Source organism: Anaerolineae bacterium, from assembly GCA_011176535.1.
GTDB lineage: Bacteria > Chloroflexota > Anaerolineae > Anaerolineales > DRMV01 > DUEP01.
The window spans coordinates 1-14,652 of sequence record DUEP01000011.1 but is presented as its reverse complement, the minus strand read 5'-3'; the positions used below and the strand labels follow the sequence as shown (position 1 = coordinate 14,652).

Sequence of the window (14,652 nt, the reverse complement as noted above, 5' to 3'; positions counted from 1 at the left end):
TCTTTTCTCCCAACTCAGCGTATCAGCAGGTTGCCTTGAGGCTCATTCTACCGGAGACATGTACGCTAAGGGGATTAATGTCCACTATCATGACGGTGACATCACTAGACAAGCCACTGCAAGACGCGCTTTAACCTGCAAAGGATACGATTCAACGCTGGGGGTAACGCCAGATCACAAAACGGTAAGGCTCTTCAGGATTGTACCGTATGATCGTGCGGTCGGGGAACGCCTGAGCCACGCGGAGGTCCGGCCCGGCCCCCCGGCTCCAGGCGAAGATCCAGGGCGTCGTCAGCCAGGGGTCCTCCAGCACCAACAAGTTGCCGTAAGGCATCCAATGCTCCGTGTCCACAATCACCAGGGCAGGGGTCAAACGCTGGGCCTCGGCGGAGAGAAAAGGCGCCAATCGCGACCGCCGAATGGTGTAGAGGCCACGCATCCCTCCCAGGCGCAGAGGCAGGTAAAAAGCCACGTTGAGCCCCACCAGCAAAGCCAGCAAAGCGGTCACGGCCAAAGGCCGCCAGCCCCGCCTTCGGGGCCAGGGGCGACGCTTTACCGGCCATCCCGCCGCGCTAAACACCCCCAAAGCGGTCAACAAAGTCAAACTGTACAACCCCTCAAAATAGTAACGCGGGCCGAACAGCCACGCCCCCACCCAATAAGCCAGATAAACCAGCACCAAACTGCCAAACACGGCCAGCACAGGCCAACTCTGGCGGTTCTTCCGTGCCATCCACAAACCAAGGGGGAGGAAAAGCCAGGAATACCATCCCCAACCGAACAGGTCTGCGCTTCCCGCCCGCAGGCTAAACCGGGTGTTCACCCAAGCCTGATGCAAGGTGTGCCCATGGCGCCCCACATCGGGCCCAAAGCCCACTTTGTCATATGGCCACCAGAGCGTGTAAGGGTTCGTCCAGGGGCTCCCCGTGAGCACTGTCTGCCACCACAAATGTCCCCCCACCCCTAACAGGGCCACCATCCCCACGGCCAGCACCCAGCGCCGGACCCTGCCCGGGCCACGCAGCATCCCTACGCTGCCCCACAACCCAAAAGGAAGCGCCACTCCCACGGCGGTCCAGGGGCGGGTGAGGATGAGAGCCGCCAGGGCTCCTCCCGCGGTGAGCGCCGTCAACCAAGATGGCGGCCCCTTCTCCCGGCGCGGCGCCATTCCATCCAGCCAGGCTAAGGCAAAGGCCGCACTGAGCACCAGGCCCAAAGGATGCGAGAGCAGGGAACCCACATTCAGCCAAAAGAAGGGGGAGGTCAGCGTCAGTGCAGCGGCCAACAACCCCACCTCAGGCGACCACAACCGCTCCCCCAGGCGAAAAGTCAACCAGACGGCCAGGCCCGCCAGCAACGCGTTCACCCAAGCCGGATGCCCCCAACGCACCCCGAAGGAAAGCATCACCGGCCAGCCCAAAGGGTACTTGCCAAAACGCCACCCCTGGTGGTCGATGACAAACGGCACCAGGAAACTTTTCGGTTCAGGGGGAGAGGGAATGCGCACCTGCCTTTGCGCCACCACCTGCGCTTCCCACAGGTAGGCGAACTCATCCTCCAGATGGGGAATGTCTTCAAAAATATGCGTCGCCACCCAGAGGCTGCCCACCACGGCCATCAACACCATCCCCAACGCCAGGGTGGACGCGCCTTGCCGGCACCACCACGCACCCATCCAGCGCCACGCCGCCTTCGCGCCAGCCCCCATGGCTCAAGCCCCGATGCGCCGCAAGGCCTCCAGCGCCGCCCGGTGTAACACCCCGTTGGTCGCCACAACGCCCCGATTGTCGGTCAGGCTGCGTCCGGTACGGAAGTTGAGGGGGCGACCATCCAAATCGGTCACCTGACCGCCGGCCTCCTGAATGATCAACGACCCCGCGGCCTGGTCCCAGATTTTCTCCTTGTAATCCGGCTTCTGGGGGGAAAGCAACCGCACATAAATTTCCCCTTCCCCGGCGGCCAGCAACACATACTTGGCCTGGCTATCCAGGCACACGGGCTCCACCGTGACGCCCAATGCCTCGGCCAGCGCCTGCACCTGATCGGCGTTGGTATGCCCCGATTCGAAGGAGCGCAAAATCCGCGCCTGCGAAGGGTCGCCCTGCCGCGAAACCTGCAAAGGCTCCCAAACCAGGGTACCCTTCATGTCGGACCACCAGGCGCCCAGTCCATACACGGCCAAAGCCAGGGTGCCCGGCCCGCTGGAATGCATCATGCGCGCCTCCTGCAAATGGGGGCAGGCCAGCACTCCGATTTCTACCCGCCCGCGATACACCAAGGCCAGGGCGACCGCATACTGATCGCCTCGGAGAAACCCCTTGGTGCCGTCGATAGGGTCCAGGGTCCAGAAGCGCTCCCCGGGGTCACCGCGGCCCCGGTCGATCCAGTCCAGCACCTGCGCCCCCGAGGCCAGCGGGAAGTGTTGCCGCACATAGCGGGTCACTAAGGTGCGCAACGGTTCGCCCTGCGGCGTCCGCAAGGTCGCCGCATCTTCTTCGGCCACCAGCACATCGTTGGGAAAGGCCCGTTCCAACAACGCCGCGACCACCGCCTGAGAGGCAAAATCGGCCACGGTCACCGGCGAACGATCGCCTTTGTCCAGCGCTCGCGCGGCCAGGTCCTTCTGTACCCGCTGCACCACGCTGGCTGCCAGTTGAGCCGCCTGAACGGCAAACCGGACCTCAGGGGCATCGAACGAAAGGATCATGCGCTTTTTCTCCTTGAAGCCTGGGAAGATGAGACGGCTACTCCAGTCAGGTCATACGCCATCGCACCGGTCACCCGCACGGGTAGCCGCTGGCCGGCGGGGTAACACCCCTCCACCAACACCAGACCGTCGATTTCCGGCGCATCCCGGTACGAACGCCCGATGGAGAGATTGGCTTCCTCGTCAAACCCCTCGATAAGCACATCCAACACGCGACCGACAAACGCCTGATTCTTCTCCAACGAGATGCCCTGCTGCAGAGCCATCAGGCGCTCCCAACGCGCCTGCTTGACCTCCGGCGGGATGGGGTCGCCCAAAGGCTCGCTGGCCGTGCCCGGCTCAAAAGAAAACTGGAAAGCGCCCACACGGTCAAAACGCATCTCCGCAATGAAATCCAGCAGCGTCTGAAACTCCTCTTCGGTCTCGCCGGGATAGCCCACGATAAAGGTGGTCCGCAAGGCCAGGTCGGGCATAGCTCGTCGCATCTTCTCCAGGGTACGGTACACCCATTCAATGTTGGCCGGGCGGCGCATACGGCGCAGCGTGGCCGGATGGGCGTGCTGCAAGGGCATGTCCAGATACGGCAAAATCTGGGGATACGTGGCCATCACCTCAATCAGGCGGTCGGTGACATAACCCGGATAGGCATACATCACCCGGATCCAGGGGATGTCGGGGACCTCCCGCAGTAGCGCCTCCAGCAGCACGGCCAGGCCGTCTTTCAGCCCCAAATCATGCCCGTAATCCGTGGTGTCCTGGGCGATAAGGATGAGTTCCTCCACGCCCTGGTCCTGCACATAACGCGCATCGTCCAGAATGGCCTCCAAAGGGCGACTGACCAGGGTGCCCTTGATCAGAGGAATGGCGCAAAAAGCGCAGGGGCGGCGGCAGCCGTCGGCGATTTTCAGATAGGCCGTCCCCCCCTGAATCGAGACCCGATGGGTGCCGTGGTCATCCTGGCTCACCGTGGGCACAGGAGGGAGATGGTAAAGCGGCTCAGGATGAGACCCCCGGCGCAACCGTCGGAGCACCTCCAGAATGTCCATCCAGCGGCGCGCCCCCAGGATGCCGTCCACACCAGGCACCTGACGGGCCACCTGCTCACCATAGCGTTGCGTGAGGCATCCGGCCGCGATGAGCACCTGCCCCGGTCGCTTCTGAGCGGCCATTTCGCGCAACACGGACAGCGACTCCTCCCTGGCCGGGGCGATGAAGCCGCAGGTGTTCACGATGATGACCTCGGCTTCTTCGGGATGCGCCACCGGCCGATAGCCTTCCGTTTGCAGCAACTGAGCCATGGATTCAGAATCCACCGTGTTTTTCGAACAACCCAGCGAAATCAGGTGAAAGGTTCTCGTTAACATGCCCATCCTTTGCGTGGTTTGTGGCCCAATCCCCCCATCAAGGGGCCTGGGGCGTGGGGGTCGGCGTCGGGGTGGGCGTGGGGGTAGGGGTCACCGGAGGGGTAGCCGTGGGGGTGGACGTTGGCGAAGGGGTTGGCGTCTGCACCCCGTTCAGGGTGTAGATGCGGGTCACGGCCTCGCCGAAACGGCCCAAAAGGCCCAGGTTTTGTTGATTGAAATAGACCTGCAGAGCGGCGCCGTTGCCGGTGGTCAATTCTACCCGCGCCTCCCCACCGAAGAAATAGGTACTCCCCGGCACGACGCGGCCTGCCAGGCGCTCCTCGCCGTCCACCACCACCCGCAGATAGGTCCGCTGGCGCACCACGAGATAGACCTGAATGGGCGCCTTGGAGGCGTTGGCCGCCTGCTGGGCCTCCGGCTGACCGGTGGCCTGCCCCTCGCCGGGCAACAGGCCCGGAGCGGCTGGAGTGGGCGTGGCGGTGAAAGGCGCCAGCGTGGGCGTAGGGCTGGGCGTGGGGAAGAGCACCTCCAACACCGAGGGCGGCGTTGGCGCCGGCGCGGCGGTAGCCCGCGCGCGGAAGACCTGCCAGCCCCCCCARAGCACAAAAAGCACCGTCAACACCACCAGCGCYAGCCCCAAAGTGCGCTCCGGCAGGCGCAYGCGYGGCCAGRAGKTCACCGGGGRRGGCAAAGTCCGRCGTGGGGCGGYCTGCTGCCRGGCRCGGTAGCGRGCCTGGATGGCGTCGGCAAAGCGCAGCAACAACCGRTCAGCGTCCAGTTGCAAGAAGCGYGCATAGTGCTGCAACATYCCCCGTGCCTGCACGGGCGAAGGCAGGTCGTCGAAGCGGCCCYCTTCCATRGCCTCCAGGTTGYGGCGGCGCACATGRGTATGGCGTTCCGCCTCGCCCAAGGARATGCCCARACGCTCCCGCTGCTCGCGCAGGGCGCGCCCCAGTTCGGCAAAAATGGGCTKTGCCGGGTCGTCGGCCTGCGTTTCCTCYCCAGGGGCCGGSTGGGGGATGGCCTCCTCCGACAAAGCAGGKGGGGCTGGCGGCCCGTCGGCCTCCTCCRTGGCCGATGAGGGCGACGGCGCGCCCTCCGGYGTCAGACGGCTCCCTTCCGATGGCTCCTCCTGCCAGACTTTCAGGTCCACCCCCAGAAAAGCCGCATAGAGGCGCARAAAACCCCGCCCYTGGGCYGGAGAAGGCAAATCTTCCCACYGGCCTTCTTCCAGAGCGCGGAGGTAGTGAGGTTTGATGTGCAACGCATCGCTCACCTGCTCCAGAGACAGGGAGCGGGCTTGACGCGCACGGCGCAAGGCTTGACCAATTTCTGTTTCCATTACCGGGGCACCTTTGTCGCAAAAGCAGGGGGAGCGAGCCTATTCTACACCAGAGCGCGCCGAAAAGCAAAAACTCAGGCGCAGTCCAGAGAAGGCTGCGCCTGAGAGCGAAGCACTATGCACGTCAGGGGGAGAAGCCAGCGAAGGCTCAGCCTTCGGTGCCTTCCCCGGCAGCGGGGGGCGCTTCCTCTTCCGCCTTTTCGGCCTCTTCCGCCGCCCGCTCGGCCGCCTCAGCCTCGGCCGCCGCAGCCAGCAGTTCTTCGTCGGTGGGCGGCGCCTCCCCTTCGCGGTATACCACCACCCGCACCTCGGGCACCAGATCCAGCGTCAACCGCACCGGCACCTGGTAGACGCCCAAAAAGCGAATGGGCTGCATCTCAACCTGGCGGCGGCTGATGGCCTCATCCTCACCCAACGCCAACTGCTCGTTGATGCTGTCCGCCACCATTTGCGTCGAAACCGAGCCGTACAACTTGCCCTGCTCGCTGGCGCGCACAGGGAAGTAGAGCGTCAGGCCCTGGATGCGCTCGGCCAAGCCCGAGAGTTCCCGGTTCAACTTGGCCCGCTCCGCATCGGCCTTGCGCTTGATGGAGGCAGCCCGCTGTAACGCTTCGGGGGTGGCCAGAATCGCCAGCCCCTGGGGGATCAAGTAGTTGCGCCCATAACCGTTGGCGACTTTCTTGACCTCACCAGCCCGTCCTAACTTCGGCACATCCTTCAATAACACAACCTTCATCGCAAGCCCTTTCTCCTCAACGGGATCTGTACAGCGTCCAAGCTATACAGGCCCGGGCGAAGGGTACAACGCACCGGGCAGGCCGATTGTAACAGAAAGCCCCGTCAGCGTCAACAAAATGTTTCACGCTTCATCTCCACTTCAGCGTCAGCGGGCAGAGAGAAGGGTATAATATCGTTGACATGCGATGGCGAAAGGCGATGCTCCAGACCAACCTCTGGTTGGCTTTTTTATTCCTCGCGGGAGCAGGGATACTCCCGGCGTGCAACTTCCCCATACCCACGCCACTGCCCCTCCCCACTCCCTTCACCTTCCCCACGCCTAACAACCCCGCCACCGGCGGCGGAGGAGAGCCCGTGGAAGGTCCCGTCAATTCCCTCACCCCAACCGCGCTGACCACCCCCATCACCGCCACCCCTCTTTCGGCCACGCCCGATGTGGTCAACAATCCCCCTATCCTTTACTTCACCCAGGCCGGGGATACGCTGCCGGTGATTGCGGCGCACTTCGGCGTCTCGCCGGAAGAGATCCAATCCTCTCAACCTTTGAGCGCCCAGGGGCTGCTCAGCCCCAATCTACTCCTGGTCATTCCCCGCAAGTTGCACAACACCACCGCCAGCATCCGCCTGATGCCCGATAGCGAAGTCGTGTACTCCCCTTCGGCCATCGGGTTCGATGTGGCCGCCTTCGCCGCTTCCTATCCGGGGTACCTCAACGCCCACGAAGAATACCTCCAAAGCACCGGCCAGACCCGCGGGGTGGACATCGTGGCCCGCATCGCCCAGGACAACTCCATCAACCCCCGCCTGTTGCTGGCCTTGCTGGAGTACCAGGGGCATTGGCTCACCCAATCGGCTGAGGAACTTTCCCCCAAAGCTAGAGACTATCCTTTGGGGTATCGGGACGCCCAACGCAAGGGGCTCTTCCGCCAACTGGCCTGGGCCGTCAATCAACTTTCCATCGGCTACTACGGCTGGCGCGAAGGCTGGCTTACCGAAATCGTGTTTGCCGACGGCGTCACGGCCCGTCTGGCCCCGGACCTCAACGCGGGCACCGTGGCCCTGCAGTACTTCTTTGCCCAACTGTACCCCTCCACGGAATGGCTGCGGGTGATGGACCCAGAACAAGGGTTCATGGCCCTGTATCGTGACCTGTTTGGCGACCCCTGGGCCCGGGCGCGCCAAGTGGAGCCGCTCTATCCCCCAGATCTGACACAGCCCCCCCTCACCCTCCCCTTTGCCCCCGGCCAACCCTGGGCCTTCACCGGCGGCCCCCACGGTGCATGGGAGCACGACGGCGCCCGGGCCGCCCTCGATTTTGCCCCCACCTCGGCCACCGACTGCCGCGTCTCTTATGCCTGGGTGCTCGCCTCGGCCCCCGGGCTGGTGGTGCGCTCGGCCCAGGGCGTGGTCATGCTGGATCTGGACGGCGACGGTCACGAGCAAACAGGCTGGAACCTGCTCTACCTCCACATCGCCGACCAGGGCCGCGTGCCCGTCGGCACCTGGGTCGAGGCCGGCGACCGCCTGGGCCACCCTTCCTGTGAGGGCGGCGTAGCCACCGGCACCCACATCCATTTCGCCCGCAAGTACAACGGGGAATGGATCGCCGCCGACGGTCCGCTCCCCTTCGTGCTCAGCGGCTGGGTGGCCCACGCCGGGGTGCGCCCCTATCAAGGCACCCTGACCAAAGACGGGCAAACCGTGGTCGCCTCGCCTTACGGCGTACCCAAGAGCCTCATCGTCCGAGGAGAAGATGAGTAAAATCCACCGAATCTTTGGGGCGCTGGCCCTCCTCGCCCTGTCTCTCCTGATCGCCTGCACGACGACCGTCGCCGTGGCTCCGCCCCCTACGCCGGGGGCCGGGGCAGGGGGAGCCGTTTCCCCTTCCGAGGCCGGGCCTTCACCCACCCCACTCCCCACGCGCACCCAGTTCGCCCCCGGCACCCTGGTGATCTATCACGCCCAGACCGGTGACACGCTGCCCGCCATCGCCGCCCATTTCAACACCACCGAGGCCGAAATCCGCGCCGCCAATCCCGACCTGCCCAGGCGAATCACCACCTTTCCCCCTGGTTACCGGCTTCAAGTCCCCATCTACTACAAGCCTTTCTGGAGCACGCCTTTCCATATCCTCCCCGATCCATTGTTCGTCAATGGCCCGGCGGAGGACGACTTCGATCTGGAGGCATTTGTCGCCCGTCACGGGGGCTGGCTCAAAAACCACGAGGAATACGCCGCCGGTGCCACCCGCAGCGGGGCGGACATCATAGCCTATATCGCCCGCTATTACAGCATCAGCCCTCGGCTGCTTCTGGCGCTTCTGGAATACCAGGCGGGAGCCCTCAGTCAGCCCACCCTGCCCGAGGAAAAGGCGCGCTATCCGCTGGGCTACGCCGACCCCGCCCATCGGGGCCTGTTCCTGCAACTTTCCTATGCGGCCAATCTGCTCAACGATGGGTATTACCGCTGGCGCATGGGCCTGCTGAATCTCTATGAATTGCGCGACGGCACCGAGGCCCGCCCCGACCCTTGGCTCAACGCCGCCACGGCCGCCTTGCAGGCCTACTTCGCCCAGATGCTACCCGCCGACGCCTGGCGTGAGGCCATCTCCCCCCAGGGGTTCTACCGCACTTATGTGGCCCTGTTCGGCGACCCCTGGCAAAACCCGCCGCCCCCGCACATCCCCGGCGGGTTGGAACAACCCCCTTTGCGCCTCCCCTTCCCCGATGGGCACATCTGGTCGTTCACCGGCGGGCCGCATACCGCCTGGGGCACCTTACAGCCCTTCGCTGCGCTGGACTTCGCCCCACGGAGCGGCGTAGGAGGGTGTTTCCCCAGCAACGACTGGGCCGTGGCCGTGGCCGACGGCCTGGTGGTGCGCTCGGAAAACGCCACCGTGGTGCTCGACCTGGACATGGACGGCAATGAGCACACCGGATGGACAATCTTCTATTTCCATCTGGCCACCCAGGACCGTGTTCCCATGGGCGCTTTGCTCAAAGCCGGAGACCCCGTGGGGCATCCCTCCTGCGAGGGTGGCCGCAGCACCGGAACCCATATCCATATTGCTCGCAAGTACAACGGCGAGTGGATTCCGGCCTTCGGCCCCCTGGCCTTCAACCTGGAAGGCTGGGTGGCCCGGGCCATCGACGATGTGGCCTATCACGGGCTGCTGCAACGGGGTAGCCGCATCGTCCGGGCCTGCGAATGCGGGAGCCCCGAAACGCAAATCCAGGCCGGAAGCGGCAGGTAACCCCGGGAGAGCACCCTTTTTCGGGCGCAGGAACGCTTCTCATGTCCAACAAATCACCCCCAAGGGATCGGGAACCCCTGGGGGTTTTGTCACTGTTCTGGCGATGGGGGACGCTCAGGGGCCGGTTCCTTTGAGCATGCTCAATTGATAAAGCCCGGCCTGGAAATTGGGGTTCAGCCGAACGGCCTCTTCCAGGTCGTCGATGGCGCCCGCCTTGTCCCCCAGGGCGGCTTTGGCCATAGCCCGCCAGTAATAACTCTCTTCCAGGATAGGCTCGCTCATGGCCGCTAAGATGGTGGTGGCCAGATTGATCACATCCTGGTAGCGACCGCTGTAGTAGTACGCCCAATAGGGGCCAGTTTGATACCAGAGCATCCGCCAGGGGCGCTCATCCTGGGGGAGTTGCGCATAGATGGCAAAGGCCATATCGTAGGCATAGGCGGCATCCACATACTCCCGCAGGCGCACATGCGAGGTGGCCACATTGAACCAGGCGAAGAAAAGCGCCTGACCGGTAAGCCTTTGCGTCTCTTCCTGAGCCACGGCCAGGGCACGGCGATTGGCCCAGGCCTCGTCGGCCCAGGGGCCGAGCAAGGCCTGGACTTCATCCTCGCGGTCTTTGGGATAGGGGAGCAGGAACAGGTAATTAAACGCCCGCCAATCCTCGCGCAGCCGGTCGTAGGGCACAGGGTAATCGGGGCCACGGAAGGAGTCGTAGGCAGTGAACTGCCCTTTGGCGTCATCGTAGCCCACCAGCAACTCGTAGTGTCCCATCCAGCCCTCAAAGCCATGGCCGTAAAAGCCCTTCTCCACCATGATGGGGAAGCCGTTGGCCAGGAAACGCTTGAGCAGGTTCAAGTCCCCCCCCATGCGCCACACGAAGTTGTATGGCGTGTGCCCGGTGACAAAGTTTTCCATCTCGTAGGGCGAGACGTTTTTGTCCCGCGGGTTGGGCTTGGTACCTGGGCCACGGTGGTTTGCCAGCCCTTCCAGCCCCAGTACGAAAGGGCCATACTCAGCGTAGCCGGGCCGCAGTTATTCCATTCCTGATATTCGTGCCGCGCGCCCTTGAGGTAAACCCGGGCAGGGAGAGGGGTGGGGGTAACGGTGGGGGTAAACGTAGGCGCCAAGGTGACCGTCGGGCCCGGAGGGGACGGTGTGGGCGTCGGGGTGCTCCTCTCCGCCTGGGCGGTGGCTGTGTAGGCGCGCAGGGTGGCTTCCACGATGCGCGCCACCTGATCCTGGGGCACGAACACCACCTGCTGAGGCGGCGCGAAGGCGTATTTGACCCGGGCCCACAGGATGCTCAGGTAAGGGGTCAAGAAAGGTCGTAGCGCCCAAAAGCCCCCGACCGCGACCAACGCCGCCACAAGCAACACACCCCACCCGCGCCGAGAGGATACGGATTTGCGCACAAAGCGAGCCATGCGGATAATTATACTCCTTTCGGCAAAGGGGGCTTCCCGGTTGGCACTGGGCACGCCGCAAGCGCAAAAAAGCCCGACGGAGGCTGCTCCCCGTCGGGCAAGAGGGTCTTTTCCGTCCTCACGGCGCTACCTGTCCCGCCGACGCTCCCGCCACATGAGCGTGACACCGTAGGATCCCACGAACAGGCCGACGACGGACGCCAGATAGGCCAAAAAGTTCAAGAGAAAGGTCGAGGGCAACCACCCGATGACCATGGCAAAGGGCAGCGCCACGCCGGCGGCCAACAGAAGCACGGCCACTCGAACCAACGCCTGCCAGCGCCACAAAGACACCATGCCTACGCCTCGTCCCGATACAACCAGCAATGCACCTCGTGCCGCGGCGCCACGGTGTACTCCGGCGGCACCTCGACCTCACAGATCCCCTGGATGGCCTTGCTACAACGTGGATGGAAACGGCAACCCGGCGGCGGCGTGATGAGCGAGGGCGGCTCGCCGGGGGGCACATCGCGCAACTTCTTCGCGTTTTCCGCCAGGGGATCGGAAATGGCGTTGAGCAAAGCCCAGGTATAGGGGTGCCGGGGATCGCGGAGGATATCCTGCACCGGAGCCTTCTCGATGAGTTTCCCGGCATACATCACAAAAATGCGCTGCGAGAAATAGCGCACGGTGGAGAGGTCGTGGGTGATGTAAATCACCGAAAGATGGCGCTCTTTCTGCACATCATCCAACAACTTGAGGATTTCCACCCGCACCGACGCATCCAACATGGAGACCGGTTCATCGGCGATGAGCATCTTCGGATTGCGGATAAGCGCGCGAGCGATCACGATGCGCTGTTGTTGGCCGCCGCTCAACATATGCGGATATTTGTTGAGAAAGTCCTCCGGCGGCGTAACTTTTACCTCTTCCAACACCTTGATCACGCGCTCCAAACGCTCATCACGATCCTTGACGCCGGCCAGGATGAGCGGCTCTTCCAGGATGCGACGGATGGTCATAAAGGGAGGGAGAGCGCCATAAGGATCCTGCTGCACATACCCTACTTCCATGCGATACTGGCGCATCGCTTCCCGGCCCCCGGCCCAGATATCCCGGCCTTCAAAGAGAATCTGGCCCTCATGGGGGCGCACCAAGCCCAAGATGGCTCTCATCAAACTCGACTTACCGCAGCCGCTCTCACCCACCACGGCAATGGCTTCCCCCCGATCCAGGTCAAAGGAGACATCGTCCACAGCCTTCACATAACCGGCGTGGAGAAAGCCAAAGCGCTTCAACTCATACCAGATGCGCAGATTGCGAATGGAAAGCAAAGGGCCAGCCTGAGCCTCTGTGCTCGGCCGAGTTGCCAGTTGTACCTGTTGCTCGCTCATACCGTTTCTCCCTCGGGCTGAGGTTGCTCCAATTCAGAACCGGGCAAATACGCCACGCCATCGGCCTCTTTTTCGTACAACCAACATTTGACCGACCGCTCCCCAACGCGGAAGGTGGGCGGCTCCAGTTTGCACTTGTCAAAGGCCAAGGGACAACGGTCGGCAAAACGGCACCCTCGGGGCGGATTCAGCAAACTGGGTGGATGGCCCGGGATAAACTGCAACTCCTCATCGCCATAAAGTTTCGGTACCGCGGCCATCAACATCCGCGCGTAGGGATGCAACGGCTCGGCGAAAAACTCCTCCGCGCTGGAATATTCGACGGCGTGACCGGCATACATCACCAGCACATCGTCGGCCAATTCGCTGGCCGTGGCCACATCATGGGTGATCAGCAGAAAACTGGTGCCCTTTTCCCACTTGATCTTCTTGAGCACATTGTAGATGTTGGCTTGGGTGAGCACATCCAACGCCGAAGTAGGCTCGTCCAGGATGATCAATGTGGGGTCCGTGATCAGCGCCATGGCGATGACCACCCGCTGCCGCATCCCACCACTCAACTCGAAGGGGTAACGCTCGATAAACCCATCGGGCACCCCCACGAAGTCAAACACCTCGTGAAGTCGCTTGATGGCCTGTTGCTCATCCACATCCGGGTAGTGCAAACGCAGCGGTTCCAAAACCTGGTCCTTGAGTTTAATCACCGGATTCAGGGCGTTCATGGCCGCCTGCGGCACCAGGGAAACCTCAACCCAACGCACCTGCTCCCGAAATTGCTCTTCACTCAGCCCCATGGTCTCGATGCCGTTGATGTACACCTTGCCCGTATAACGTCCCACATTGCGTGGGAGCAAACGGGCCACGGCACGGCCCATGGAAGTTTTGCCGCACCCCGATTCGCCAATCACCACGACCGCGCGATTTCGGCGCAACGAGAAACTCACATGGTCCACCGCCTGCACCACGCCATGGGTCAGTTTGAAATACAGGACCAGGTCATCCACAACCAAGGCGTGCTCTTTATCGATTGCCTTCGCAGAAGCCATATCAACTCTCCTTGGCCTAAATCCTCACTCTTGCCGTAAGCGGGGGTTGAAAATCCGGTCCAGGGCAAAGCCTAACAGGGAAAAGCCCAACCCAGTGACAATCAACAACACCGAGGGCTCCAGAATCCAATAGTACAGCCCTTTGTACAGCGCCGCATTGGCCTGGGCATCCTGAATGATCTTCCCCCAGGTGGGCAACACAGGGTCACCAATGCCCAATACGGCCAGCGAAGCCTCCAGGAAGACGAAACTGGGGATGGCGCTGACGAAACCGGGGATCAACATGGGCAAGATACGCGGAATCAGGTAAAGGAAGATGATCCGCCCATCGCCAGCGCCGTAGGCGCGCGCCGCCTCGATGTAAGGCGATTCGCGCAACTGCAGGAACATGGCGCGGTAGGATTTGATCCCGCTGCCGAAAATGCTCAGCGCAATGGTGACCAACATGATGGTCAGCAGACTGCGCGAGATAAAGATGCCCACCATGAGCAGGATGGGGAGGAAGGGGAGCACCAGGTTAATCTCGGTGATTCGCTGGATGGTCTCGTCCACCACGCCGCCGTACCACACGCCCACGGCCGCAATGATCATGGTCGCCAAACCGATCACCAGGGAGGAGATCAACCCAAAAGCAATGGCCACCGGCGTTCCCCAAAGCAGCCCCACCATCAAATCACGCCGGAGATGATCAGTGCCCGCCAACCCGTAGACCTTTCCATAGACAATCAATTCGGCCTGAACATCCGTCTCCGGGTCAAAGGTGGTCACCGTGACATGGACGGTGTACTTTCCCCTTAGAGGCGGTAAGGTCTTGATATCGACCTGGGTTTCTCGGTCCTTCGGAAGAGCGGCAGGATCCACAAACAGCCCCACCTCCACGGGCAATTCCCGCTTCAACATGCGCTTGAGCCGCCGGGAAAGGTCTTTCTCCTGGGTAAAACGAAAGCTATACCTGTGACTAATCGCAAAGTTTCCCAAGCGCACCGTACGGCCATCAGGCATCGTCCACTCGCCGGTGGCAAAAGGTTGCTTGCCGTTTCCCGTGACATAAAAATACATGACCAGATCACTGGGGAAATCATCCGCCTGATAATCAAAAGTAAAAGTCAGGTCGATTTGCTTGCCCTTCCCCAACGGCTTCTCGCTCCGCTCGATATCCGGTCCTCCCTTGCGGGAATCCAGCACAATGGTGGTGGGAAGTTTGCGAGAACGGAAGTAGTTGATCCACGCCGGGGGAGCCGTCTTGGGGTTGTGGTACCAGGTCTCTCCAGTGCCCCGCCACAACTCAATGGCTTCGGAATAGGGAATCTTGATCACCGCATAGAGCGAGAGAATCAACAAAGCGACAATGACCAAAACACCGACAATCGCCGAGGGATAGTACTTCACTTCACGGAAAAAG

Annotated in this window: 12 protein-coding genes; 2 read left to right on the top strand and 10 right to left on the bottom strand. The window is 62.5% G+C overall.

What is annotated here, in order from left to right; genetic code table 11:
• Positions 1-151: 151 nt before the first annotated feature.
• The 5 genes from G4O04_02310 to G4O04_02290 all read right to left on the bottom strand — a co-directional run bounded on the left by G4O04_02310 (position 152) and on the right by G4O04_02290 (position 6,149).
• Positions 152-1,675 (bottom strand): hypothetical protein, encoded by a 1,524-nt coding sequence (locus G4O04_02310; GenBank protein ID HEY57370.1) that lies wholly within the window; start codon positions 1,673-1,675, stop codon positions 152-154.
• Between the two features lie 36 nt (positions 1,676-1,711).
• The gene (locus tag G4O04_02305) at positions 1,712-2,707 is read right to left on the bottom strand and encodes a 3'(2'),5'-bisphosphate nucleotidase (GenBank protein ID HEY57369.1); all 996 of its coding nucleotides are present in this window, start codon (positions 2,705-2,707) and stop codon (positions 1,712-1,714) included.
• The gene (gene rimO / locus G4O04_02300) at positions 2,704-4,071 is read right to left on the bottom strand and encodes a 30S ribosomal protein S12 methylthiotransferase RimO (protein HEY57368.1); all 1,368 of its coding nucleotides are present in this window, start codon (positions 4,069-4,071) and stop codon (positions 2,704-2,706) included. The genes G4O04_02305 and rimO overlap by 4 nt, the downstream gene beginning before the upstream one ends.
• Before the next feature lie 37 nt (positions 4,072-4,108).
• Positions 4,109-5,413, bottom strand: coding sequence for a helix-turn-helix domain-containing protein (locus G4O04_02295; protein ID HEY57367.1), 1,305 nt, complete (start codon positions 5,411-5,413; stop codon positions 4,109-4,111).
• A 148-nt stretch (positions 5,414-5,561) separates the two neighbouring features.
• A complete protein-coding gene (locus G4O04_02290) occupies positions 5,562-6,149 on the bottom strand; it encodes a 50S ribosomal protein L9 (GenBank protein ID HEY57366.1) in 588 nt (195 codons plus the stop codon).
• 356 nt (positions 6,150-6,505) lie between these two features.
• On the opposite strand from G4O04_02290, the gene G4O04_02285 reads away from it, so the two are divergent.
• Together G4O04_02285 and G4O04_02280 are read left to right on the top strand one after the other, a co-directional pair.
• On the top strand, positions 6,506-7,912 hold the full coding sequence (locus tag G4O04_02285) for a hypothetical protein (protein HEY57365.1): 1,407 nt from the start codon (positions 6,506-6,508) through the stop codon (positions 7,910-7,912).
• The gene (locus tag G4O04_02280) at positions 7,905-9,404 is read left to right on the top strand and encodes a LysM peptidoglycan-binding domain-containing protein (protein HEY57364.1); all 1,500 of its coding nucleotides are present in this window, start codon (positions 7,905-7,907) and stop codon (positions 9,402-9,404) included. The genes G4O04_02285 and G4O04_02280 overlap by 8 nt, the downstream gene beginning before the upstream one ends.
• A 114-nt stretch (positions 9,405-9,518) precedes the next feature.
• Here G4O04_02280 and G4O04_02275 read toward each other — a convergent pair whose 3' ends face one another.
• From G4O04_02275 to G4O04_02255, 5 genes are all read right to left on the bottom strand, one after another.
• A complete protein-coding gene (locus G4O04_02275) occupies positions 9,519-10,322 on the bottom strand; it encodes a tetratricopeptide repeat protein (GenBank protein HEY57363.1) in 804 nt (267 codons plus the stop codon).
• A gap of 635 nt (positions 10,323-10,957) precedes the next feature.
• Positions 10,958-11,167 carry a hypothetical protein gene (locus G4O04_02270; protein ID HEY57362.1) on the bottom strand — a complete coding sequence of 70 codons (210 nt, stop codon included), beginning with the start codon at positions 11,165-11,167 and terminating at the stop codon, positions 10,958-10,960.
• 2 nt (positions 11,168-11,169) lie between these two features.
• A complete protein-coding gene (locus tag G4O04_02265) occupies positions 11,170-12,204 on the bottom strand; it encodes an ABC transporter ATP-binding protein (protein ID HEY57361.1) in 1,035 nt (344 codons plus the stop codon).
• On the bottom strand, positions 12,201-13,250 hold the full coding sequence (locus tag G4O04_02260; protein HEY57360.1) for an ABC transporter ATP-binding protein: 1,050 nt from the start codon (positions 13,248-13,250) through the stop codon (positions 12,201-12,203). The genes G4O04_02265 and G4O04_02260 overlap by 4 nt, the downstream gene beginning before the upstream one ends.
• Before the next feature lie 24 nt (positions 13,251-13,274).
• Positions 13,275-14,567: an ABC transporter permease gene (locus G4O04_02255; GenBank protein HEY57359.1), complete on the bottom strand. Its 1,293-nt coding sequence runs from the start codon at positions 14,565-14,567 to the stop codon at positions 13,275-13,277.
• Positions 14,568-14,652 lie beyond the last annotated feature (85 nt).